Origin of the sequence: Chelatococcus asaccharovorans, assembly GCF_003201475.1 — a bacterium.
Lineage (GTDB): Bacteria > Pseudomonadota > Alphaproteobacteria > Rhizobiales > Beijerinckiaceae > Chelatococcus > Chelatococcus asaccharovorans.
This window is the reverse complement of the sequence record NZ_QJJK01000003.1, coordinates 382,043-403,984: the sequence shown is the minus strand read 5'-3', so window position 1 is coordinate 403,984 and position 21,942 is coordinate 382,043. Positions and strand designations below refer to the sequence as shown.

The window sequence follows — 21,942 nt, the reverse complement described above, 5'->3', positions numbered from 1 at the left end:
GGGCGCGTGCCGGGCGTCGGCTGACAGGCTGACGCGGCCCGGCAAGCCGATGGCTGTCCACTTCTGTTTATCGTGAACACACCCTTCCGGTTCGGAGCGGCGCAAAGCGCCTTGAGACAGCCGGAAGTCGAATGCGGGATTGAAAGAATGCTTGAGATCAACAACCTGGTCGTCGACATCGAGGACAAGCGCATCCTCAACGGCCTGAGCCTGACGGTGAACGACGGAGAGGTCGCGGCCATCATGGGCCCCAACGGGTCCGGCAAGTCGACACTGTCCTACGTGATCGCGGGGAAGGAGGACTACACGGTCCTCGATGGCGAGATCCTGCTCAACGGCGAGAATATTCTCGAGCTCGAACCCTCCGAGCGGGCCGCCAAGGGCGTCTTCCTGGCCTTCCAGTATCCTCTGGAAATTCCCGGCGTTGCGACCATGACCTTCCTGAAATCGGTGCTCAACGCGCAACGCAAGGCCCGGGACGAGGATGAGCTGACGACACCGGATTTCATGCGCCGCGTCAAGAAGGCGGCTGAAACGCTTGAGATCGATCAGGAAATGTTGAAGCGCGCGCTCAATGTCGGCTTCTCCGGCGGCGAGAAGAAGCGGATGGAAATTCTGCAGATGGCGCTGCTCGAGCCGAGCTTCTGCATCCTCGACGAGACCGACTCCGGTCTTGATATCGATGCGCTCAGGATCGTCGCCGAGGGCGTCAATGCGCTGCGCGCGAAGGACCGCTCGTTCCTCGTCATCACGCATTACCAGCGGCTCCTGAACTACATCGTGCCCGATACGGTGCATGTGATGTCGAAGGGCAAGGTGGTGCGCTCGGGCGGCAAGGAACTCGCGCTGGAGCTCGAGGCGAACGGCTATGCCGACTACCGCGAACTGGCGGCGTGAGGGAAGGCCATGTCAGTCATCACCCCCATTCGTACGCCGGCCGAGGCGGGCCTGATAGATCTCTACAAGGTCGTCAGGAACACCTTGCCGGGCACAAAGGCCACGCTGAAGCATCGCGATGAAGCCTTCGCGGTGATCGAGGCGGCGGGCCTGCCGCATCGGCGCGTCGAGGACTGGAAATACACGGATCTGCGCAACCTGATGCAGGAGGCGCCGCCGCTGGCCGCGCGCCCGCACCTTGCGGAGACGGATCCGGCCATCGCCAAATCCAAGGCGTTTGCGGCTGTTTCCGGCGCGCGCGTTACCTTCGTCAACGGCCATCTCGTGACCACCGAGGCGATCCCCGAGGGCGTCGAGGTGACGCCGCTGGCCGAGGCCTTGACCAACGGACACCCGCTTCTTGCCAGGATGGGCGGTCCCGAGGTCGCGCGGGACAATGCCGCGGTCGCGCTCAATTCGGCCTTCGTGGCCGACGGCGCGATCATCGCGGTTGCCGATGGCGTCACGCTCGAAGAGCCACTGGTGCTGCGTTTCATCAACACAGGCACGAAGGCTTTCGCGACCTCGCCGCGCGTGGTGCTCGCGATGGGCGACGGCGCCGCCCTGACGCTCGTGGAGAGCCATGAAGGGCCGGGCGGCGTGGGCTATCACAGCAACAGCGTGGTGGAGATCGTCGCGGGTTCCTCGGTCGATATCGCCCATATCCGGTTGAATGCCGAGGGTGATCGTGCGCTCGCGCTGTCGACGCTGATGGTGACGCTGGGCGCCGATGCAAAATTTGCGTCGACGGGCGTCGTCGCCGGAGGACATGTGTCGCGGCACCAGGTGTTTCTGGCCTTCGCCGGCGAGCGCAGCGTCGCCACCATCGGCGGTGCGACAATGCTTGCTGGCAAGAGCCTTGCCGATACGACCCTGGTGGTGGATCATAGGGTGCCCGGTTGTCAGAGCCGGGAGCTCTTCAAGACCGTGGTCGACGGCGAGGCCACGGGGGTCTTCCAGGGTAAGATCATCGTCAGGCAACATGCGCAGAAGACGGATGGCCAGATGATGTCCGCGGCGCTCCTCCTTTCCGAGGGCGCGGCCATGAACAACAAGCCGGAGCTGGAAATTTTCGCTGACGACGTGGTTTGTGCCCACGGCGCCACCTGTGGGCAACTCGATGACGAGCTGCTTTTCTATCTCATGGCACGCGGCTTGCCACGACCGGAAGCAGAGGCCCTTCTCGTTCAGGCCTTCTTGGGCGAGGCCCTCGAGCCGATAGCCCTCGAGGACGTGCGGGAAGAGCTGACGGACATGGTGGCAAGCTGGCTTGCCGGACGTGCCGGATAATCCGGCTGGTATGCGGCGGCCTTTTCCGGCGATCCGGAGCAGGCTGCGGAGTGGGACAATCATGTGCCACTCTGACCGGTGCGCCGCCTGAGCAAGGAAGACGAGGCGAAGGCCATGAATATCGCCGTTGCCAACAATACCTATGACGTCGCGGCGATCCGCCGCGACTTTCCCATCCTCGCGACCGAGGTCTATGGCAAGCCGCTGATCTATCTCGACAGCGCTGCGTCGGCCCAGAAGCCGCGGGCGGTGATCGACGCCATGGTCAACTGCATGGAAAGCGGCTACGCGAATGTGCACCGTGGCCTGCACTATCTCGCCAATGCCGCGACGGAAGCCTTCGAGGACGCGCGCGAGGCTGTCCGCGCCTTCGTCAATGCGGAGAGCACCGACGAGATCATCTTCACCCGCTCTGCTACGGAATCGATCAACCTCGTTGCATCGAGCTTCGGCCGGCTTGCCGAGGTCGGCCCCGGCGACGAGATCGTCGTATCGATTGCGGAGCATCATTCCAATATCGTGCCCTGGCATTTCCTGCGCGAGCGCAATGGCGCCGTCCTCAAATGGGCTCCGGTCGACGACGACGGCAACTTCCTGATCGAGGAGTTCGAGAAGCTGCTGACGCCGCGCACCAAGATCGTGGCGATCACCCATATGTCGAACGTGCTGGGCACGGTCATGCCGATCAAGGAGATCGTGCGGCTCGCCCATGCGCGCGGTATTCCGGTGATGGTGGACGGCAGCCAGGGCGCCGTGCATCTCCCGGTCGACGTACGCGAGCTCGACGCGGATTTCTATGTCTTCACCGGTCACAAGGTCTATGGCCCGACAGGCATCGGTGTGCTCTACGGCAAGCGCGAATGGCTGGAGAAGCTGCCGCCGTTCAACGGCGGCGGGGAGATGATCGAGGAGGTGACCCTGGACCGTGTCACTTACAACTCGCCTCCGCACCGCTTCGAAGCCGGCACACCGCCCATCGTGGAAGCGATCGGGCTTGGCGCGGCGGTTCGCTATATCGAGTCCATTGGCCGCGGCGCCATCCTCAACCATGAGGACGAGCTGCGCGACTATGCGCATAAGAGGCTCGCGGGCCTGAACTCGATCCGCATCATCGGCAAGGCGCAGTCCAAGGGAGCGATCGTCTCCTTCGAGATGAAGGGGGCCCATGCCCACGACGTGGCGACGATCATCGATCGTTCCGGCATCGCCGTCCGCGCCGGCACCCATTGCGCCCAGCCGCTGCTGGCCCGCTTCGGCACGACGTCGACCTGCAGGGCCTCGTTCGCGCTGTACAACACGATTGCGGAGATCGACGCCTTCGTCGAGGCCCTCACCAAGGCCGAGCACCTCTTCCTCGACTAGGGAAGCCCTGTCCCGCTCAGGCGCGGCAGCGAGGTCTTTGGGCATCACCCGACCGCGTGATCCTCCGTAAAAGGCCGCGTGGCTTTTCTGAGGGGTGTCAGGAAAGGGCGGATGCGGAAGTGGCTTTCCCTTCTCGCATATCCGATTGAACCGATGCGCGAGAGCGCCTACATCGGGACTGTGAAGCGATCTTCGTCGATTGAAGTGACCGTTTGCGCGTAAAAGGATGGACCGTTGACCCAGTCGCCCGCAAAGCCGGTTGAGGAAGAAACCCCCGACGCCGCCACGGCTTCTCCATCAGCCCTGCCGGAAGGGGAAGTTGAGCGCCTTGGCGATGAGATCGTCGCGGCCCTCAAGACCGTCTATGATCCGGAAATTCCGGCTGACATCTACGAACTCGGCCTGATCTATCGCGTCGACATCGGCGATGACCGGCATGTGACCATCGATATGACCCTGACCGCGCCGGGTTGCCCCGTCGCCGGCGAAATGCCGGGCTGGGTCGAGAATGCGGTCATGGCCGTTGGCGGTGTGCAGGGCGTGACCGTGAACATGGTCTTTGACCCGCCGTGGGATCAGAGCCGGATGTCCGACGAGGCGCGCGTCGCCCTCGACATGTGGTAGCGATGTCTGTCACCCCGAAGCTTGGCCGCATTCTCGAGACGGCGCTCTATGTGGATGATCTTGAGCGCGCCGCACGGTTCTATCGCGATGTGCTGGGTCTCACGACACTCACGCGCGATTCGCGGTTCTGCGCTTTCGATGTGGGGCAGGCGAGTGTGTTGCTCATTTTCAAGCGCGGCTCCACCCTCGACACGGTGACGCTGCCCGGCGGCACCATTCCACCCCACGACGGCCATGGCCCGCTGCATATCGCCTTCGCCGTGGCCGCGGCGGACCTCGCGCCCTGGGAAGAGCGGCTGGCGGCAGCGCATATCCCGATCGAGGGACGCACCGAATGGCCGAAGGGTGGTCGCAGCATCTACCTGCGCGATCCGGACGGGCATTTGCTCGAATTGGCGACACCCGGCATCTGGGCAACCTATTGAGGCCGAGCCTCTCGACCTTGAGGGCCGCAATGCCTATCTTTATGATTGAATGAGATAATCCCAGGGCTTTGAACCCTGCGTGAGGAGTGGTGCCATGGGTGTATCCCGCCCGAAGCTTTCCGTCATGAGCTTGACCGATGCTGCAGCTGCGCGTGTTAAGCACTTGATGGCCAAGACTAACCCGCCAGCTGTCGCCCTGCGCATCGGCGTCAAGAAAGGGGGCTGCGCCGGCATGGAATACACCATGGACTATGCCGAAGCGCTCAAGCCAGGCGAGGATGTCGTCGAAGACAAGGGCGTCACGATCGCGATCGAACCGAGCGCGGTGCTCTTCCTGCTCGGTACGGTGATGGATTTCAAGACCGACAAGCTGAGTTCCGGCTTTGTCTTCAACAACCCCAACCAGACGTCGGCCTGCGGCTGCGGCGAATCGGTGGCCATTACGCCGGCTCGCTCTGAGGCCTTGGCGGGCGCCGCGGGTTAGAGTGCGTTTCGGTCTGAGTACATCAGATCTGGGCTCTAACCTCCCTTATTCCAAGCATACTTCTGCCATGGACGTCGCTGATCTCGTCGATATCTTCCAGGCGTTCGGCCCCGTGCGGGTCAAGCGGATGTTCGGCGGCCACGGCGTCTACCGCGATACGCTCATGTTCGCGCTGGAAGTCGACGGGACGATCTTCCTGAAGGCGGACGACAGCAGCAAGAGCCTGTTCGAGGGCGCCGGCGCGCGGCCCTTCGCCTATGCGCGGCAGGGCGGACGGACGGTGGTGATGTCGTTCTGGAGCCTGCCGGACGCGGCTCTCGACGATCCGGCCGAGGCCGCCCGCTGGGCGGAGCTTGCCTTTGCTGCAGCGAGGCGCGCGCAACAGGCCAAAATGCAACGCGGCATGAAACCGAAGCTGAAACCGAAGGCTGGGGCTGCGACGCGCAAGAACTAGTGGAGCGAATTTGACATTTGAGTCCCGCCTGACATCAAGCTCCAGATCAAATGTCAAATTCAAAAGCTCCACTAGAACCAGTAACTTGCTAGTGGTTTTCTTGACTCCGACATTTGCTCCGAGGGTGCTATCGGGCGGATGCAAATGTCGGAGTCGAACCACTAGGACCAATCGACAAGCAGGTAAGAGGATCCGTTGATCCGTTCTCGGCTCGTGTCATCCCCGGCGGGCTGCGCAGCAACCCGCCGGGGATGACACAGAGATTCCCGGGCTGACTTTGCCTTCAAGTCTCATGGCCGGGGGCTTGCCCAAGCTATGCAAGTCCGCAACAGACGGACTTGCCCTATCGGCCCCCCCTGTGCCTATTCCTCGGCGGTCACCTTTTTCGGCAGCCGGACCGCCTGCAGGACGAAGGCCGGCACATGCTCACCAAAGCCGACGAAATTTGGCCCGTCGTCATCATGGCGGCCACCGCGTCCATGGCTGCGCTCATGCTTGCCTGACGCGGCTTTTTCCAAGGCAGGCTTCGCCGGTTGCTTCGGCAGAGGATGGGGCGCGACATCTGCCGGCTTCGCGCTTTCGGCGCTGCGCCCGCGTCCGCGCTCCCGGCTGCCCGACTCGCCACTGCGGCCGCGTCCGTCGCGGGAGCGGCGATCGCCGCCACGCCCGCCGCGCCGGGGCTCTTCCTCCACCGCATTGGGATCCAGAGGCTCGCCTTCCCAGGCGATCGGCTGGCCGGTCATGCCCTCGATGGCGGCCAGCGCGCGCACATCCGCCGATGTCACGATCATCGCCGTATAGCCCGAGCGTCCAGCCCGCCCGGTGCGACCGATGCGATGCACATAGTCTTCCGGATGATGCGGCACGTCGAAATTGAAGACGTGGCTGACATCGGGAATATCGAGCCCGCGCGCGGCGACGTCGCTCGCCACCAGCAGCTGCACGTCGTTGGCGCGGAAGCGATCCAGCGCCTGGGTGCGTGACCGTTGGTCCATGTCGCCGTGCAGCGCGACCACGCTGAAGCCATGGCGTTCAAGCGAGCGGTGCACGACCGCGACATCGCGCTTGCGATTGCAGAAGATGATCGCGTTTTTCAGGTCGGTCGCGTCGCGAATGAGGCGCCGCAGCACCTCGCGCTTGTCGTGCGGTTCCCGGCCGGAGGCGACGAGACGCTGCGTGATGGTGCTGGCCGTCGATGACTGACGCGCAACCTCGATCTTGACCGGATTATGCAGGAAGGTGTCGACGAGGCGCTGGATTTCCGGTGGCATCGTCGCTGAAAAGAACAGCGTCTGGCGGGTGAACGGCACCATCCGGCAGATGCGCTCGATATCCGGGATGAATCCCATGTCGAGCATGCGATCCGCTTCGTCGATCACGAGCACCTCGATACCCGTAAGCAGAAGCTTGCCGCGTTCGAAATGATCGAGCAGGCGCCCCGGGGTGGCGATGAGCACATCGACGCCGCGGGTCAGTTTCGCGTCCTGATCGCCGAACGACACGCCGCCGATGATCAGCGCCACATTAAGTTTGTGGTTCACGCCGTATTTGATGAAGCTCTCCTCCACCTGCGCGGCCAGTTCGCGCGTCGGTTCGAGGATGAGCGTGCGCGGCATCCGCGCCCGGGCCCGGCCGCTCTCCAGCAGCGTAAGCATGGGCAGGGTGAAGGCGGCCGTCTTGCCGGTGCCTGTCTGCGCGATACCGAGAACGTCCCGACGCTGAAGCGCGTGCGGGATCGCTTGTTCCTGAATAGGTGTCGGCGTCGTGTAACCAGCAGCAGCGACAGCTTGCTGCACCTTGTCACTGAGGCCAAGATCGGAAAATGACATCGTGGTCCGTATGTCGTGGCGCCCGCTCGCGCCAGGATGACACGTGGCTGAGGACGCGGCTGACGCCATCGTCCGCAAAGCTTTGTCCGACGATGGCAATCTGCGCGAACATAGGGCGATCGTGACCAAAGTCAACGGATGGACTTGACAAATGGAAAGCCAAATGGCGGCAAATAGCGCCCAAGCGCGGCCGCCTCGGTTCCGCTAGGGCAAAAAGCCGTCATTTCCAGTGATTGTTAGCCGCCAGCACAGGCGCGCGACACCACGCCTCAGATGTCGAGTTCCGTCGCGAAGGCGGCCCGCTCCTGGATGAAGGCGAAGCGTGCCTCGGGCTTGTTGCCCATCAGCCGCTCAACCACGTCCGACGTTTCCGGGCGGTCGTCATGGGCGACGGACACGCGCAGCAACATGCGCTTCTTCGGATCCATGGTGGTTTCCTTCAATTGCGCCGGCATCATTTCGCCGAGGCCCTTGAAGCGCCCGACCTCGACCTTGCCCTTGCCCTTGAAGACGGTGTTCATCAACTCCTGGCGATGGGAATCGTCGCGCGCATAGACGGTCTTTCCGCCCTGGGACAGACGGTAGAGGGGCGGGACCGCGAGATAGAGATGCCCCTCGTCGATGAGCCGCGGTGTCTGCCGCCAGAAGAAAGTGATGAGGAGCGAGGCGATATGCGCCCCGTCGACGTCCGCATCCGTCATCACGATGACCTTCTCGTAGCGCAGGTCGTCGTGGCGATAGTGCGAGCCGGATCCGCAGCCGAGCGCCAGCAGAAGATCGGCCAGCTGCTGGTTTTGCGCGAGCTTCTCGCGCCCCGCCGAGGCGACGTTGAGGATCTTGCCGCGCAGGGGGAGGATGGCCTGTGTCGCCCGGTTGCGCGCCTGCTTGGCGCTGCCGCCGGCCGAATCACCCTCGACGATGAACAGCTCGGAGCCGGCCGCGCCTGCATTGCTGCAATCGGCGAGCTTGCCCGGCAGCCGCAGCTTGCGGGTCGCCGACTTGCGAGCGACTTCCTTTTCCGCGCGGCGGCGCAACCGCTCCTCGGCGCGTTCGATGGCCCAATCGAGCAGTTTCGTCGCCTGCTGGGGGGCGGCCGCGAGCCAGTGATCGAAAGCGTCCCGCACGGCCGTCTCGACAATGCGCGCGGCTTCGACCGTCGCGAGCTTGTCCTTGGTCTGGCCCTGGAACTCGGGCTCGCGGATGAACACCGACAGCATCGCCGCGCAGCCCATGACGACGTCATCCGCCGTCATCTGGGCGGCGCGCTTCGCCTGGCCGACACGTTCGGCATGGTCGCGCAGGCCGCGCAGCAGGGCGGCGCGGAGACCGTTCTCGTGGGTGCCGCCTTCGCCGGTCGGAATCGTGTTGCAGTAGGAGGAGATGAAGCCATCCTCCTGGCTGAGCCAGGCAACGGCCCATTCCAGCGAACCATGGCCGCCCAGCTTGGTGATCTTGCCGGAAAAGATCTGGTCGGCGACGGTGTCCATGCCGTCGATCTCACGCGCCAGGTAATCCTTGAGGCCGCCCGGGAAACGGAAGACGGCTTCGGCCGGCACCGTGGAGATATCGGCGACAAGGGCCGGCGCGCATGACCAGCGAATCTCGACGCCACCGAACAGATAGGCCTTGGAACGCGCCATCTTGAACAGGCGGCGCGGGTCGAAGCGCGCATGAGGGCCGAAGATCTCGGGATCCGGCTTGAAACGCACGGTCGTGCCGCGCCGATTCGCGACCGGCCCCACGGTCTCGATCGTGGTCAGCGGGAGGCCTCGCGAAAAGACCTGCCGGTAGAGCGTCTTGCTGCGCGCGACCTCGACCTCCAGCCGCTCGGACAAGGCGTTGACGACCGAGATGCCGACGCCATGCAAGCCGCCCGAGGTCTCATAGACCTTCGAATCGAACTTTCCGCCCGCGTGCAGGGTCGTCATGATCACTTCGAGGGCGGATTTCTCAGGGAATTTCGGATGCGGATCGATCGGGATGCCGCGGCCGTTGTCGGTGACGCGCAGTTCGCCGTTGTCTGAGAGCTCCACCTCGATGAAGGTGGCGTGACCTGCGACAGCCTCGTCCATCGCATTGTCGATCACCTCGGCGAAGAGGTGGTGGAGCGCCTTCTCATCGGTGCCGCCGATATACATGCCGGGCCGCCGGCGCACCGGCTCCAGCCCTTCCAGGACCTCGATCGAGGCCGCGGTATAGCCACCCTCGCCAGGGGTCGGGGCAGGGGAAAGCGCGGCAGCTTGCGGCAGGCCCGTCGCTTTCGGTTGTTTCGCGACGGTCTTGCGCTGCGCACTGCCGTCCCGACCGCCGAAAAGATCTGTTGGCTCTGCCATTGTCGCTCTCTGCACTCCCGTTCGTCGCCACATCAGGTTGTCAATTGTCGCACAAGCCCATGAAGGCCCGCGCTGCGGCCAACCGCCCCTGGAAGACTTATCCACTAATCCTCATAGCACGCGATGAGAACAGACAGGAAACAAACCGCCATCGGGCCTTCTGTCAAGTCTTTCCGGGCCATTTTCCGCGGCCGCGGTGATTCGCGCCCCATGATAAGCATCCCGGGCAATACGTCTGGCCCCGATGCCGGAACTGATGCTGTCGCCACCTGTGTGATGGAACGCACAGCGGTCACGGTCGCTTGGCCGCATATTTCCTCAGACGCAATGGAAGGAAGGAGAAAAACAACAATTTGCGGCGATTTGCGATGCTCTTCGCGGCGTCTGCGAGGACGCAGGCGGCCGATCCGGGCTCAGTAACAAAATCGTCAGAGTAGCATTGCGTTAACCGTGCACGAGCAGATTGGCACGATCAAGGAGGTCAAGACCGTGCTTTCGTCCGTCATGATGAATTCGACGCGCACTATCGGAGAAAAGGCCGGGCGCGATGGGGTGCGCCTACGCGCCATTGCCTGGTCCGACGATGCCGCTCGCGATATCAAACTTCATAGGCCCGCCCGGGAGTTCGGCGTCGAACTCTTCGCACTCTGGGCCTGGCTTTCGGCCAGTGCCTGCGCCGCAACAGCCCTGCTGCTGTTTTTCTAGGACTTGCTGGAATTTCGGCGTGGTCTCCGGCTCAAAGTGCCGCCAGATCAGGCCGCAGCAGGAGCTTGGCTTCGGGCTCTCCGGGTTCGGTTTTCGTCGCAAAGGCCAGCCGGCCGCCGCGCCTCAGGCGATCGCGCCAAGTTGCCGCTCGCATCGGCCCGTTCAGTGATCGCTCTTCTTGCGGTCATCGGGGTCGGCGTCCCCTTCCGACGCGGCCTGCTCGCCTTCCTGACGCGGGCGCGCTGTCAGCCTGCTCAGACAATACCCGACCGTCGCCTCGATGGCGTGACCGGAGATCAAGAGCGCCATCGCGACGACGACAGCGGTGACCACCAGAGGCCAGTTGCCGAGGCCGCAAACGATCCCGGCCGCGGCTGTGACCCAAACGGAAGCGGCTGTCGTCAAGCCGTGGATGTCGCCACTGTCTCGATCACGCAGGATCGCGCCCGCGCCGATGAAGCCGATACCGGTCAGGATGCCCTGAATGAGCCCCTGCACGACGCGGCTCAGCGCATCGGGATCGTCCCCCAACGGTTCGAATTCAAGCGTACCGACTGTCACGAGGGCCGTGGCGAGCCCGACGAGGCCCAAAGTTCGCACGCCGGTCGGCTTGTTCTCGAGATCCCGGTTGAGGCCGATGATCATGCCGATGAGTGTCGCGGCGCCTAGGCGCAGGAACTGGTCGAGACTATCTGGGTGCATGGTCGTGTCCCGGGTGTCCAAACCCTAAAGCGCGACCCTGCGAAATGTTCCGCGATGATGGCGGCACCCGCCACCGCGTCTGTCTATGCGCCGGCGCGGGCGAACCGGCCTGCCGCGCGCGGATGTCCGCGGGCGCCGGCGAGGGCATAGCGCGGCGGCTGATAATGGGCCGCCGGCGTATGCGGGCCGGCAAAATGAGCCTCGGCGAGGTCCTGGCGGACGAAGAAGGCGTTGATGCCCATGAGGTCGCATCCCACGAGCGCCATGGTCTTCTGCCTGGCGATCGTGTCGAGGGAGAGCAGGGAGGCGCCGAAATAGCTTGATCCCTGCCAGGCCGCCTGAGGGTCATAGGCAACCTCGAATTCAACCTCCGGGGGAAAGCTCGCGTTGTATTCGAGGCACGCCACCCGGGCCTTGAGCGACAGCGCGCGCCATACGTGGGACGTGTTCATGTCGATGTCGAGCGACAGAAAGTCGATCTCGCCGGACAAGCCGCAGCGCGCGACCACGTCGTTGATGGTCTCCGCCGTGACCGCTTCCTCGATCAGGACGAGCCGGCCATCGGCGAGATAGTCCGCGAGCCGATGCTTGATGGCCGCGACCGCTGCCGGATCACATTCCACCCAGGCGCCGCGCCAGCCGAGCTCGAGCAGGAGGCGGGTATTGTTTTCCGTGCCGTCGCCGACGCCGACCTCTAGAAAGCGCTTCTGGCCAGAACCTATCCGCCCAAAAATGGCAGATATGATGGCGTCCTCATAATTCTGCGAGAATAGATTTGTCTTCGCACCGAGGAGCGGATGCCCGGCGCTGGCATTCACCACGTCGGCGGAGACGACACGCATGAGGCCGTTGAGATAGGCGAGCTCCGCGCAGGTCTTTTCCTGCAGGAACCTCTGCGCCTGCGCCTGTTCCGCCTGGGTCACGCTGAGCTGCGCGAGGCGATCGAGATGCTGCTCGATCCGCGCGATTCGCGCCACCAGATCCCGGGTCTCCCCGCGCGTGGCAAAATGATCGGCAGCTCCCGCCCCGACCAGCCAGCCGATCGATCGAAGAATGCGCTTCAGCATGGTTCCTCCCGCATAGGAGCGCACTAGAGACGCCCGGTTGCAGGGTCAACCATAAACGTTGCAGTGGATGCAAAAAGGCCGGAGCGAGCTCCGGCCTTCGCGATCTGCAGAGCGACGGCGGGAAGGTGCCTCGCCGCCGTCGGCCGTGATCAGACGCTGTAATACATGTCGAACTCGACAGGATGCGGCGTGTGCTCGAAGCGAATCACGTCCTGCATCTTGAGCTCGATATAGGAGTCGATGAAGTCGTCCGTGAAGACGCCGCCGGCCTTCAGGAAGGCGCGGTCCTTGTCGACGTGGCCAAGCGCTTCGCGCAGGCTGGCCGACACGGTCGGGATCTTCTTCAGTTCACGCGGCGGCAGGTCGTAGAGGTCCTTGTCCATCGCCGCGCCCGGATCGATCTTGTTGATGATGCCGTCAAGGCCGGCCATCAGCAGGGCCGCGAAGCCGAGGTAGGGGTTCGCGGTCGGATCGGGGAAGCGGATCTCGACGCGCTTGGCCTTGGGCGACGCGGTCCACGGGATACGGCAGGACGCCGAACGGTTGCGTGAGGAATAGGCGAGCAGCACCGGCGCTTCGAAGCCCGGGACGAGACGCTTGTAGGAGTTCGTCGACGGGTTGGTGAAGGCGTTGATGGCCTTGGCGTGCTTGATGATGCCGCCGATGTACCACAGGCATTCCTGGCTCAAGTCGGCATATTTGTTGCCGGCGAAGACCGGCTTGCCATCCTTCCAGATCGACTGGTGGACGTGCATGCCCGAGCCGTTGTCGCCATAGACGGGCTTCGGCATGAAGGTGGCCGACTTGCCGTAGCTCGCCGCGACGTTGTGGATGCAGTATTTATAGATCTGCATCTGGTCGCCCATGTGCGTCAGCGTGTCGAACTTCATGCCGAGTTCGTGCTGTGCAGAGGCCACCTCATGGTGGTGCTTTTCGACCTTCACGCCCATGGAGGCCATCGCGGCGAGCATCTCGCCGCGCATATCCTGGGCGCTGTCGAGCGGGGGAACCGGGAAGTAGCCGCCCTTCACGGGGATGCGGTGGCCCATGTTGCCACCTTCATACTCCGTGTCGCCGTTCGAAGGCAGCTCGGTGGCGTCCAGCTTGAAGCCGGTGTTGTAGGGTGTCGACGAAAAGCGCACGTCGTCGAAGACGAAGAATTCGGCTTCCGGGCCAACGAAGATCGTGTCGCCGATCTTGGTCGACTGCAGGAAGGCCTCGGCCTTCTTGGCGATGCCGCGCGGGTCGCGGCTGTAGGATTCACCCGTGGTGGGTTCCAGGATGTCGCAGACGATCGACAGCGTGGGAGCCGCGAAGAACGGGTCGAGTTGGGCCGTGGAGGGATCGGGCATGAGGAGCATGTCCGACTCGTTGATGGCCTTCCAACCGGCGATCGAGGAACCGTCGAACATGGTGCCTTCGGCGAAGATATCCTCGTCGATCATCGACACGTCGAAGGTGACGTGCTGCCACTTGCCGCGCGGGTCGGTGAAGCGGAAGTCGACGTACTTGATATCCTGCTCTTTGATCGCCTTCAGCACGTCCTGGGCGCTCTTCATCATTCGTTCCTCGTGTTGCACAAACGTCAATAACCCGCGCTCGCGGCGCTCGCAGGTTGCTTCAGATCAAATCGCGTCGAGACCGGTTTCCCCCGTTCGGATGCGAATTGCCTCCTCGACGCTGGATACAAAAATCTTGCCATCTCCGATGCGGCCGGTTTGCGCGGCCTTGCGGATCGCTTCAACGGCCCGATCGACCATATCGTCGGCAAGGACAATCTCGATTTTCACTTTGGGCAGAAAATCAACGACATACTCGGCGCCACGGTAGAGTTCCGTATGACCCTTCTGTCGGCCGAAGCCCTTGGCCTCTATGACGGTGATGCCCTGCAAGCCAAGATCCTGCAGCGCTTCCTTCACCTCGTCGAGCTTGAAGGGCTTGATGATCGCATCAATTCTCTTCATCCGTCGTGGCCTCCCTGTGCTGCCCAGCTTCTGACGCCGAACGTGACCAAACGGCTCTTAGCATCAATGGGACGGTGGCGGCCATGTCGAAGTTGGAAGAAGGGGCTTCAGGCTGCCGCAATTTTAATCAGCGATAAGATTAAAAAATATGCATATGGTGACATTTTGATCCCTTGCTGTCGTGAGACTGAAAAACCACGCGAATACTGCCTAAGGGATTGGCCATGTGATTGGCCATGTGATTGGCCATGGGATTGGCCATGGGGATTGGCCATGGGATTGGTCTATTTGATTTGCCCATGGGAGCGGCGTCGGCGAGGGTGCAGGCCTTCGCGATCGGTGATCAGACGATCGGATGACACTGACGCTGGCGAGCGTGTGATGCGAGGATGAGATGCGAGGGCCCGATGTATGAGATCCTGACCAACGCTGCTGCGCGCCAGGCTGATCAGCGCGCGATCGCTGGCGGCATACCCGGCTGGGAGCTGATGGAGCGCGCAGGGCGGGCGGTCGCTCATCGGGCTGCCGAATGCGCGCCCAAAGGGCAGCGCGTGGCCGTGGTCTGCGGCCCCGGTAACAACGGCGGCGACGGCTTCGTGGCCGCGCGGATCCTGGATGAGGAAGGCTACCGGGTCGCGCTCTATCTCCTGGGCCCGGTCGAGGCGCTCCGCGGCGATGCGGCCTGGGCGGCGGGCCAGTGGAAGGGTAAGGTCAATCCCCTGGCCGCGCTGGATCTCACGAGCGCAGCCCTTGTCATCGACGCGTTGTTCGGCACCGGCCTGTCGCGCGATCTCGATGGCGACGCGGCGGCGGCGATCGTGGCCATCAATGCGGCGAAGACCCACACGAAGCTTCATGTGGTGTCGGCCGACATTCCCTCGGGCATCGATGGCGACAGCGGCGCCGTGCGTGGTGTCGCCATCATGGCGGATGAGACGGTGACCTTCGCGCGGCGCAAGCCCGGCCACCTTCTCCTGCCGGGCCGCCTCAACTGCGGGACGGTGACGGTTGCCGCGATCGGGATCAGCGACGAGATCATCACGGGTCTCGCTTTGCCCTATGCCGTCAATGCGCCGGGTGTTTGGCTGCGGGCCTATCGCCGGCCGGAGGCTGCGGGGAACAAATACGGACGGGGGCATGCGGTTGCCGTGTCCGGGGGCCTTGCCGCCACCGGCGCCGCACGGCTCGCCGCGCGGGCTGCCCTGCGCGTCGGGGCCGGGCTTGTCACCGTCGCCTCGCCTCCCGCGGCGCTGGCGGTGAATGCCGCCCATCTCACCGCGATCATGGTGCGGTCCGTGGACGGGCCGGACGGTCTCAAGGCCCTGCTGGGCGATGCCCGTTTCAACGCGCTGGTGATCGGGCCGGGCGCAGGCGTCGGCGAGGCCACGCGCGGGCTGATCGCCGTTGCGTCGGAAGCTGGCCGCGCCCTCGTCGTCGATGCCGATGGCCTCACGAGTTTCGCCGGCGACGGCCCGGGCGGCCTCCCCGCCCTGTCGGCGCTTGTCCGCGCCAATGCCGCGCCCACCATCCTGACGCCGCACGAGGGTGAATTTTCCCGTCTGTTTAAGAACATACCGGAAATCATTGAAGCGCCGTCGAAGCTGTTGCGTGCTGTCGCCGCGGCGCAGCACAGTGGTGCGGTCGTCGTCCTGAAAGGGGCCGACACCGTCATCGCCGCGCCGGATGGACGGGCCTTCATCAACGACAATGGCACGCCGTGGCTGGCGACAGCCGGCACGGGCGATGTGCTCGCGGGCTTCATCACGGGGCTTCTGGCCCAGGGCATGCCAGGCCACGAGGCCGCTGCCGCGGGTGTGTGGCTGCACGGCGCGGCCGCCCGAGCGCTCGGCCCGGGCCTGATCGCCGAGGACCTGCCGGAAGCCTTGCCGGGCGTGCTGAAACGCCTCCTGGAGCACGGCGGCCGGTGAGGGGGCTCAGGTCACGGTAAACCAGGTCGCCATACCGCCGCTAAGGCGGTCGAGGATCGCGGAACTGATCATCCATTGGCCCGCGCCTTCGGTGATGAAGGCGATGCGCACGGTGCGCCCGGCCGGAACCGCGATGGTGTCCTGCCAATAGGGCTCCCAGCCATCATCGAGCGCATGAAGGAGGCGCGCGGTGTGGCCATGCAGATGGAGCGCCTGCAGCATCTCGGTCTTGTTGACGAGGCTCAAGACGACGGGCTTGCCCTGGCCGGCGGAGAAGAGCGGCGCAACCGCATCCGTGAAGGCGACCCCGTTGATGCGCCAGATCCGGGACACATCGACCGGGGGTGGTGTATTGGGGGGAAGGCCGCCTTGCAGGACGACATCGACCCGCAGCGCGGCCGCCAGATCGATCGTCTCGGGCAGGCCGTTTCCCGGCGGTTTGATGTCAGCCGCGTTGGCGGAAGGCGCGGGCGCGCCGTCGGTTTTGATGGTGAGAAGCGGCAGGCCTGGGCCGAGAAGCGCCACCACATGGCCCGACACGCCCGCCTCCGGGGCGCAGGTGATGATCAGATCCGCCCGGTTGCCCGGCAGGAGCGCGAGGCTGTTGCGGGCCGGCGTGAAGGGCTCCGCCGGCTGGCCGTCGAGCGCGATGACCTCGACCGCAAGCTGGTCGAAGCGCAGGCTGATCGGGCGGGCATTCGCCGCGTTGAGGAGACGGAGGCGCACACGGCCGCCGGGGGCGACCGAGAAGCTCTCCGGCGGAGGCTCGCTGTTCACCGTGAGCCAGTTGCCGAGCCGGCCCACCGCGCCGATGTCTTCGGCTGTGCCAAAACCCGGCGCGATCTGGCCATCGTCGGCCAGCGCCCAGTCATCGAGCACGATGACAAGATCGGCGTCGACCGGCGGGGGCTCGTCCTCTTCGACCACGAGGACCCCATAGAGGCCGCGTTCGGTCTGCTCGGCAGCCAGGGCCGGAACCATGGAGCGGTACCAATAGGTTCCGGCGTCCCGCGGCGCGAAGCGGATCTCACGGCTTGCGCCGGGCGCGAGCGGTTCCTCGGTCAAGCCGCCGACGCCATCGAGCCGGTTCGGGAGGCGCAAGCCATGCCAATGCAGCGTGATGGGTTGAGAAATTCCGTTCTCGAGCATCACGGCGAGTTCCTCGCCTTTCCTCACGCGGAGGAGGGGCCCGGGCGACGTCTCCTCGAAGCACCACAGCCGGGTCGCGTCACCCGACGGCTTGAGCGGCCAGGATGCCTCCGCCGCGCGCAGGTGCTGCGCGCCGCTCACCGGCGCGGACGTCAGCTGGGGGGGCTCGGCCGCGGCTGGCGTGGGCAGCGAAACGGGGCGGGACGTTTCGCCCGCATCCTCCGCACGGGCGCCGGCGACATGCGCGGCGACGTGCGCCAGGAGGGTCGCGACCAGCCCGCCCTGGACGACGCGCCGCCGGGACAGTCCTGGAGCCGAGAGGGGTGACAATGGCGCGTGTGCCGATTCTGATGGATCTGCCGACATCGGAAATTTCCAAGCTTCACCCGAAGGGATGCGCACCATCAGCCACAAAGATTGACGAACTGCTTGAGAATGGCAGGGTTTTCCCCCGCATTCCACTGTTCGGGCCGTCGGCATGCGTGCAGGCGGCCGCAGCAAAAGCCCTTGGCGGACAAAGCGATGACATTTTTTTGCTGCAAGGGGCCTTTGTCATGATATAGAGCCGCGTCCTGAAGGGCAGGCATGCTGCGGGGCCCGCGCGGGCGTGGCGGAACTGGTAGACGCGCTGGATTTAGGTTCCAGTGACGAAAGTCGTGGGGGTTCGAGTCCCTTCGCCCGCACCAAAGGCCACATCGCTCCCCGTGTCATTGCCTATCCCGAGGGGCCATCAGAAGCACACGAATTTTCGAGAAGCTGTGACAATGCAGGCGACGCAAACCCGGGCCGATGGTCTGAAACGCGAGTTCAAGGTGGTGGTTCCGGCCGCCGAGCTGGAGACCAAGCTGGCAGGTGAGCTGACCGGCCTGAAGGACAAAGTCCGCATCAACGGCTTCCGTCCAGGCAAGGTCCCGATGGCGCACCTGCGCAAGCTCTACGGCCGCCAGGTGATGGCGGACGTTGTGCAGAACACCGTCAACGAAGCCAACCGCAAGATCATCGAGGACAATGCCCTCAAGCTCGCCAACGAGCCGAAGGTGACCTTGTCCGAGGACCAGGCGGAAGTCGAAGCGGTGATGGAGGCCAAGGGCGACCTGGCTTACACCGTCGCGCTCGAGATCCTGCCGGCCTTCCAGCTCAAGGACCTGTCCGACGTCGCGATCACGCGTGAGACGGCCGAGGTGACGGATGCGGAGGTCGACGAGGCGCTGACGCGCATGGCGCGCCAGAACCGCACCTTTGCCGCCAAGCCTGAAGACGAAGCCGCCGCCAGCGGCGATCGCGTGACGATCGATTTCGTCGGCACCATCGACGGCGAGGCGTTCGAAGGCGGCACCAGCGAGGGCGTCCAGGTCGAGATCGGCTCGGGCGGGTTCATCCCGGGCTTCGAGGAGCAGCTCATCGGCGCCAAGGCGGGCGATGACGTGACTGTGAACGCGACCTTCCCCGAGGAGTATCCGGCCAAGCAGCTGGCCGGCAAGTCCGCGAGCTTCGCCGTCAAGGTGAAGGAGGTGGCCGCGGCCGCCGAGGTGACCGTGGACGAGGATTTCGCGAAGGGCTTCGGCCTCGAGAGCCTCGACAAGCTCAAGGAAGCCGTCCGCGCGAGCATCGAGCGGGACTATGCGGCGCAGTCTCGCCGCAAGGTGAAGAAGGTCCTGCTCGACGCGCTCGACACGAAATATGATTTCGAACTGCCGCCCAGCCTCGTCGAACAGGAGTTCGCCGGCGTATGGCGCCAGGTCGAGAACGACATGAAGCAGACGGGCCGCACCTTCGCGGACGAGGAAACGACCGAGGAAGAGGCGAAGGCGGAATACCAGCGCATCGCCGAACGCCGCGTACGCCTCGGCCTTGTGCTGGCTGAGATCGGCGAGCAGGCTGCGGTGAAGGTCACCGACGATGAGGTCACCCAGGCCGTCGTGGAGCGCGCGCGCCAGTTCCCCGGCCAGGAGAAGCTGGTGTGGGACTACTACCGCAAGAACCCGCAGGCTTTGGCGGAAGTGCGTGCGCCGATCTTCGAGGAGAAGGTTGTCGATCACGTCCTGACACAGGTTTCGGTGACGGACAACGTCGTGTCCCGCGAGGCGCTTTTCGCCGATGACGAGAGCGAGGCCGGCGGCAAGGACGAGAAGGACGCGAAGGAGGACGGCAAGGCCGCTCCGAAGAAGGCGTCGCGTGCCAAGAAGAAGGATGGCGCCTGATCCGCACCGGCTTGCGGATCCTGCCGGAAAGCCTATCTCGTGTTGGCCGGGGTGAACCGGCCAACCGACGATGGCGACGGCATATGTCCGGCGCGATCGCCCAAGGCCCGTGCCGCTCTCTACGACACCTGTTAATGATCGCCGTGGGATAATCCGGCGATCAAGGAGACTGATCTGCTATGCGGGATCCGTTTGAGGTCTACAACAACACGCTCGTGCCTATGGTTGTCGAGCAATCGAACCGCGGCGAACGCGCGTTCGACATCTACTCCCGGCTTCTGCGCGAGCGGATCATTTTCCTCACCGGCCCGGTCGAGGATTATTCAGCATCGCTGATCGTCGCGCAGCTCCTGTTCCTGGAAGGTGACAACCCGAAGAAGGAAATCTCCTTCTACATCAACTCGCCCGGCGGCGTGGTGACCTCGGGGCTGTCCATCTATGACACGATGCAGTTCATCCGCTGTCCCGTTTCGACGCTGTGCGTCGGCCAGGCTGCGTCGATGGGATCGCTGCTGCTGGCGGCCGGAGAGCCCGGTCAGCGCTTTGCGCTTCCGAACGCGCGAATCATGGTGCATCAGCCATCCGGCGGTTTTCAGGGGCAGGCGACTGATATCCTGATCCATGCCCGCGAGATCGAAGCCCTGCGTCGCCGTCTCAATGAAATTTACGTGAAGCACACGGGGCGGGATATCGCCGCCATCGAGCAGGCGCTTGAGCGTGACAATTTCATGACCGCCGACGCTGCGCGGGAGTTCGGTTTGATCGATCAGGTGCCGGTGAAGCGGGCGGATGCCGACGCCTGATTTCGGCCTTCCGGCGACCGCAGGCGCTCCCCGACTTTGCGATGTGGGATATGCGGCAAGGTGTCCGCCGCCTATTGATCGCGCGGCGGCCCCATGTTTGCATGTGCTTTGGACTAGGTGCGGCCCGGTCGATTTCGGTGGTGCAGCGATAGGGCATTACCTTTTTTTAGATCCGGGCCTATATGAATGCTTGATGACGCCGGCGTCCTGTGCCCCGGCGGTACAGAGTGGAGACGGACCATGAGCAAGACAGGCGGTAGCGACTCCAAGAGCACGCTCTACTGCTCGTTCTGCGGCAAGAGCCAGCACGAGGTCCGCAAACTGATCGCCGGACCGACGGTATTCATCTGCGATGAATGCGTCGAACTGTGCATGGACATCATCCGCGAGGAGTCAAAATCGTCGCTCGTGAAGTCCCGCGACGGCGTGCCGACCCCGAAGGAAATCCGCAAGGTCCTCGATGACTATGTCATCGATCAGGACCATGCCAAGAAGGTGCTGTCGGTGGCGGTGCACAACCACTACAAGCGGTTGGCGCATGCGACCAAGCACAACGACGTGGAACTCGCCAAGTCGAACATCCTGCTCGTCGGACCCACTGGTTCGGGAAAGACGCTGCTGGCCCAGACGCTGGCGCGCATCCTCGACGTGCCCTTCACCATGGCGGATGCGACGACGCTGACCGAGGCCGGCTATGTCGGCGAGGATGTCGAGAACATCATTCTCAAGCTCCTGCAGGCGTCGGACTACAATGTCGAGCGCGCGCAGCGCGGCATCGTCTATATCGACGAAATCGACAAGATCTCGCGCAAGTCCGACAACCCTTCCATCACCCGTGACGTCTCGGGTGAGGGCGTCCAGCAGGCGCTTCTGAAGATTATGGAAGGCACGGTTGCCAGCGTCCCGCCCCAGGGTGGACGCAAGCATCCGCAGCAGGAGTTCCTGCAGGTCGATACTACCAACATCCTGTTCATATGCGGCGGTGCCTTCGCAGGTCTCGAGCGTATCATTATGGGACGCGGAAAGGGGACGTCGATCGGCTTCGGTGCCCATGTCCAGGCGCCGGACGACCGGCGGACAGGTGAGGTGTTCCGCGAGGTCGAGCCCGAGGATCTGTTGAAGTTCGGCTTGATCCCCGAGTTCGTCGGCCGTCTTCCGGTCATCGCGACGCTGGAGGATCTCGACGAGAACGCGCTCAAGCGTATTCTCCAGGAGCCCAAGAACGCTCTGGTGAAGCAATACCAGCGCCTGTTCGACATGGAGGAGACCGAGCTCACCTTCCATGAAGAGGCGCTGACCCTGATCGCCCGCAAGGCGATCGAGCGCAGGACGGGCGCGCGCGGTCTTCGTTCGATCATGGAAGGCATTCTGCTCGAGACCATGTACGAGCTTCCGGGCCTTGAGGGCGTGGAGCAGATCGTCATTGGACCGGAAGTGATCGAAGGCAAGGCCAAGCCGCTGTTTATCTATGCGGATCGTGCCGCTGAGACGAGCGCCAGTGCGTAAGATTTGGCTGGATTGCCCGGGTCGGGTCGACCCGGGTGATGGGCAACGATGTGATCGAAGCGCCATGAAGGCTTGGCCCTCGCAGCCATGATTTCACTCAACAGCCATCACCTCGCTTTCCGGGTGTCTGGCGATGTTTCCCGTGGATTGGTTCGCACAGCAGACCGGGTGAATCTCCAT

General features: G+C 64.0%; 20 protein-coding genes and 1 tRNA gene. 14 read left to right on the top strand and 7 right to left on the bottom strand.

Annotation, left to right across the window (positions count from 1 at the left end):
- Positions 1 to 147 precede the first annotated feature (147 nt).
- The 7 genes from sufC to C7450_RS09315 all read left to right on the top strand — a co-directional run bounded on the left by sufC (position 148) and on the right by C7450_RS09315 (position 5,575).
- Entirely contained in the window at positions 148 to 897 is a 750-nt protein-coding gene (sufC, locus tag C7450_RS09345; RefSeq protein WP_110374162.1) for a Fe-S cluster assembly ATPase SufC, read from the top strand.
- Positions 898 to 906: 9 nt separating this feature from the next.
- The gene (sufD, locus tag C7450_RS09340) at positions 907 to 2,226 is read left to right on the top strand and encodes a Fe-S cluster assembly protein SufD (RefSeq protein ID WP_110374161.1); all 1,320 of its coding nucleotides are present in this window, start codon (positions 907 to 909) and stop codon (positions 2,224 to 2,226) included.
- A 114-nt stretch (positions 2,227 to 2,340) separates the two neighbouring features.
- Positions 2,341 to 3,588 carry a cysteine desulfurase gene (locus C7450_RS09335; protein ID WP_110374299.1) on the top strand — a complete coding sequence of 416 codons (1,248 nt, stop codon included), beginning with the start codon at positions 2,341 to 2,343 and terminating at the stop codon, positions 3,586 to 3,588.
- A 303-nt stretch (positions 3,589 to 3,891) separates the two neighbouring features.
- A complete protein-coding gene (locus C7450_RS09330) occupies positions 3,892 to 4,212 on the top strand; it encodes an SUF system Fe-S cluster assembly protein (protein WP_245449580.1) in 321 nt (106 codons plus the stop codon).
- Positions 4,213 to 4,214: 2 nt separating this feature from the next.
- On the top strand, positions 4,215 to 4,637 hold the full coding sequence (locus C7450_RS09325; RefSeq protein WP_110374159.1) for a VOC family protein: 423 nt from the start codon (positions 4,215 to 4,217) through the stop codon (positions 4,635 to 4,637).
- Between the two features lie 94 nt (positions 4,638 to 4,731).
- Positions 4,732 to 5,121 carry a HesB/IscA family protein gene (locus tag C7450_RS09320; RefSeq protein ID WP_110374158.1) on the top strand — a complete coding sequence of 130 codons (390 nt, stop codon included), beginning with the start codon at positions 4,732 to 4,734 and terminating at the stop codon, positions 5,119 to 5,121.
- A 67-nt stretch (positions 5,122 to 5,188) separates the two neighbouring features.
- Complete coding sequence (locus tag C7450_RS09315) at positions 5,189 to 5,575, top strand: TfoX/Sxy family protein (protein WP_110374157.1); 387 nt, start codon at positions 5,189 to 5,191, stop codon at positions 5,573 to 5,575.
- A 362-nt stretch (positions 5,576 to 5,937) separates the two neighbouring features.
- On the opposite strand, the gene C7450_RS09310 is transcribed toward C7450_RS09315, so the two are convergent.
- Complete coding sequence (locus C7450_RS09310; protein ID WP_110374156.1) at positions 5,938 to 7,404, bottom strand: DEAD/DEAH box helicase; 1,467 nt, start codon at positions 7,402 to 7,404, stop codon at positions 5,938 to 5,940.
- Positions 7,405 to 7,673: 269 nt separating this feature from the next.
- On the bottom strand, positions 7,674 to 9,737 hold the full coding sequence (gene parE / locus C7450_RS09305) for a DNA topoisomerase IV subunit B (RefSeq protein ID WP_110374155.1): 2,064 nt from the start codon (positions 9,735 to 9,737) through the stop codon (positions 7,674 to 7,676).
- Positions 9,738 to 10,187: 450 nt separating this feature from the next.
- On the opposite strand from parE, the gene C7450_RS09300 reads away from it, so the two are divergent.
- The gene (locus C7450_RS09300; RefSeq protein ID WP_110374154.1) at positions 10,188 to 10,442 is read left to right on the top strand and encodes a hypothetical protein; all 255 of its coding nucleotides are present in this window, start codon (positions 10,188 to 10,190) and stop codon (positions 10,440 to 10,442) included.
- Between the two features lie 162 nt (positions 10,443 to 10,604).
- On the opposite strand, the gene C7450_RS09295 is transcribed toward C7450_RS09300, so the two are convergent.
- The 4 genes from C7450_RS09295 to C7450_RS09280 form a co-directional block, all read right to left on the bottom strand.
- Positions 10,605 to 11,144: an MgtC/SapB family protein gene (locus C7450_RS09295; RefSeq protein WP_110374153.1), complete on the bottom strand. Its 540-nt coding sequence runs from the start codon at positions 11,142 to 11,144 to the stop codon at positions 10,605 to 10,607.
- An 83-nt stretch (positions 11,145 to 11,227) separates the two neighbouring features.
- A complete protein-coding gene (locus tag C7450_RS09290) occupies positions 11,228 to 12,211 on the bottom strand; it encodes a hypothetical protein (protein ID WP_110374152.1) in 984 nt (327 codons plus the stop codon).
- A gap of 149 nt (positions 12,212 to 12,360) precedes the next feature.
- Complete coding sequence (glnA, locus tag C7450_RS09285; protein ID WP_110374298.1) at positions 12,361 to 13,770, bottom strand: type I glutamate--ammonia ligase; 1,410 nt, start codon at positions 13,768 to 13,770, stop codon at positions 12,361 to 12,363.
- Positions 13,771 to 13,836: 66 nt separating this feature from the next.
- Positions 13,837 to 14,175, bottom strand: a complete 339-nt coding sequence (locus C7450_RS09280; protein WP_110374151.1) for a P-II family nitrogen regulator — start codon at positions 14,173 to 14,175, stop codon at positions 13,837 to 13,839.
- A gap of 407 nt (positions 14,176 to 14,582) precedes the next feature.
- Here C7450_RS09280 and C7450_RS09275 point away from each other — a divergent pair, with 407 nt between their 5' ends.
- Positions 14,583 to 16,103, top strand: coding sequence for an NAD(P)H-hydrate dehydratase (locus C7450_RS09275; protein ID WP_110374150.1), 1,521 nt, complete (start codon positions 14,583 to 14,585; stop codon positions 16,101 to 16,103).
- Between the two features lie 6 nt (positions 16,104 to 16,109).
- Here the strand turns inward: C7450_RS09275 and C7450_RS09270 are convergent, their stop codons facing one another.
- Positions 16,110 to 17,582, bottom strand: coding sequence for a multicopper oxidase family protein (locus C7450_RS09270; protein ID WP_170147157.1), 1,473 nt, complete (start codon positions 17,580 to 17,582; stop codon positions 16,110 to 16,112).
- On the opposite strand from C7450_RS09270, the gene C7450_RS33905 reads away from it, so the two are divergent.
- The 5 genes from C7450_RS33905 to clpX all read left to right on the top strand — a co-directional run bounded on the left by C7450_RS33905 (position 17,582) and on the right by clpX (position 21,762).
- A complete protein-coding gene (locus C7450_RS33905) occupies positions 17,582 to 17,815 on the top strand; it encodes a hypothetical protein (RefSeq protein ID WP_170147156.1) in 234 nt (77 codons plus the stop codon). The genes C7450_RS09270 and C7450_RS33905 overlap by 1 nt on opposite strands.
- A 38-nt stretch (positions 17,816 to 17,853) precedes the next feature.
- Positions 17,854 to 17,938: transfer RNA gene (locus tag C7450_RS09265), tRNA-Leu, on the top strand.
- A 78-nt stretch (positions 17,939 to 18,016) separates the two neighbouring features.
- Positions 18,017 to 19,453 (top strand): trigger factor, encoded by a 1,437-nt coding sequence (gene tig, locus C7450_RS09260; RefSeq protein ID WP_110374148.1) that lies wholly within the window; start codon positions 18,017 to 18,019, stop codon positions 19,451 to 19,453.
- A gap of 179 nt (positions 19,454 to 19,632) precedes the next feature.
- Positions 19,633 to 20,256, top strand: a complete 624-nt coding sequence (locus C7450_RS09255; RefSeq protein ID WP_110374147.1) for an ATP-dependent Clp protease proteolytic subunit — start codon at positions 19,633 to 19,635, stop codon at positions 20,254 to 20,256.
- 240 nt (positions 20,257 to 20,496) lie between these two features.
- Positions 20,497 to 21,762, top strand: a complete 1,266-nt coding sequence (gene clpX / locus C7450_RS09250) for an ATP-dependent Clp protease ATP-binding subunit ClpX (RefSeq protein WP_110374146.1) — start codon at positions 20,497 to 20,499, stop codon at positions 21,760 to 21,762.
- Positions 21,763 to 21,942 lie beyond the last annotated feature (180 nt).

Bases quoted from the DNA above. Each gene is read 5' to 3' on its own strand.
- sufC (WP_110374162.1), top strand. From the start codon at position 148: ATGCTTGAGATCAACAACCTGGTCGTCGACATCGAGGACAAGCGCATC.
- sufD (WP_110374161.1), top strand. From the start codon at position 907: ATGTCAGTCATCACCCCCATTCGTACGCCGGCCGAGGCGGGCCTGATA.
- C7450_RS09335 (WP_110374299.1), top strand. From the start codon at position 2,341: ATGAATATCGCCGTTGCCAACAATACCTATGACGTCGCGGCGATCCGC.
- C7450_RS09325 (WP_110374159.1), top strand. From the start codon at position 4,215: ATGTCTGTCACCCCGAAGCTTGGCCGCATTCTCGAGACGGCGCTCTAT.
- C7450_RS09320 (WP_110374158.1), top strand. From the start codon at position 4,732: ATGGGTGTATCCCGCCCGAAGCTTTCCGTCATGAGCTTGACCGATGCT.
- C7450_RS09315 (WP_110374157.1), top strand. From the start codon at position 5,189: ATGGACGTCGCTGATCTCGTCGATATCTTCCAGGCGTTCGGCCCCGTG.
- C7450_RS09310 (WP_110374156.1), bottom strand. From the start codon at position 7,404: ATGTCATTTTCCGATCTTGGCCTCAGTGACAAGGTGCAGCAAGCTGTC.
- parE (WP_110374155.1), bottom strand. From the start codon at position 9,737: ATGGCAGAGCCAACAGATCTTTTCGGCGGTCGGGACGGCAGTGCGCAG.
- C7450_RS09295 (WP_110374153.1), bottom strand. From the start codon at position 11,144: ATGCACCCAGATAGTCTCGACCAGTTCCTGCGCCTAGGCGCCGCGACA.
- C7450_RS09290 (WP_110374152.1), bottom strand. From the start codon at position 12,211: ATGCTGAAGCGCATTCTTCGATCGATCGGCTGGCTGGTCGGGGCGGGA.
- glnA (WP_110374298.1), bottom strand. From the start codon at position 13,770: ATGAAGAGCGCCCAGGACGTGCTGAAGGCGATCAAAGAGCAGGATATC.
- C7450_RS09280 (WP_110374151.1), bottom strand. From the start codon at position 14,175: ATGAAGAGAATTGATGCGATCATCAAGCCCTTCAAGCTCGACGAGGTG.
- C7450_RS09275 (WP_110374150.1), top strand. From the start codon at position 14,583: ATGTATGAGATCCTGACCAACGCTGCTGCGCGCCAGGCTGATCAGCGC.
- C7450_RS33905 (WP_170147156.1), top strand. From the start codon at position 17,582: ATGGCGCGTGTGCCGATTCTGATGGATCTGCCGACATCGGAAATTTCC.
- tig (WP_110374148.1), top strand. From the start codon at position 18,017: ATGCAGGCGACGCAAACCCGGGCCGATGGTCTGAAACGCGAGTTCAAG.
- C7450_RS09255 (WP_110374147.1), top strand. From the start codon at position 19,633: ATGCGGGATCCGTTTGAGGTCTACAACAACACGCTCGTGCCTATGGTT.
- clpX (WP_110374146.1), top strand. From the start codon at position 20,497: ATGAGCAAGACAGGCGGTAGCGACTCCAAGAGCACGCTCTACTGCTCG.